1 protein-coding gene is annotated in these 466 nt (G+C 38.4%); it reads right to left on the bottom strand.

Annotated features, from left to right (window positions below; all coding sequences use genetic code 11):
* Positions 1 to 216: 216 nt before the first annotated feature.
* On the bottom strand, positions 217 to 466 hold a 250-nt coding region (locus A3712_RS23240; protein WP_157618872.1), incomplete at its 5' end, for a tyrosine-type recombinase/integrase.

The raw sequence follows: 466 nt of genomic DNA, 5'->3' as shown, positions 1-466 counted from the left end.
CATTGCCGCCACCTATTAATTGATTTGGTTGTAAGTGATTGTTTTTAATGATTTATTTTTGGCAATCAATAAAACCCCAAGTTTTATCGATATTCACGCTAATTTTCAATAAGCTACTGATTTTATTGGGTTTGTCTGTTTTTCGGGATGCGTAAAAAGACGAAGAAAACCGACTAAATCAGACTATAACCGAGATTTGCCGCCACTTTGTCGCCATTAATTTTCTAGCGGATTTAGTTCAACGGCTTGTATTAAGTGCTCTGGTGCGAAGTGCGAATAAGTCATAGTTTGCTCTATCTTCTGGTGACCCAAAATACGTTGTAACACCAAAATATCGCCACCATTCATCATAAAGTGGCTAGCAAAGGTATGTCGAAAAACGTGAGTGGCTTGTCCTGCGGGTACATGGTTTGGTAATGCTCGTTTCACACACATCCAAGCCTTTTGGTAATTGATATTGAATATG

This window comes from Vibrio sp. HI00D65 (assembly GCF_001635455.1).
Lineage (GTDB): Bacteria > Pseudomonadota > Gammaproteobacteria > Enterobacterales > Vibrionaceae > Vibrio.
This window is presented reverse-complemented; position numbering and strand designations above follow the sequence as displayed.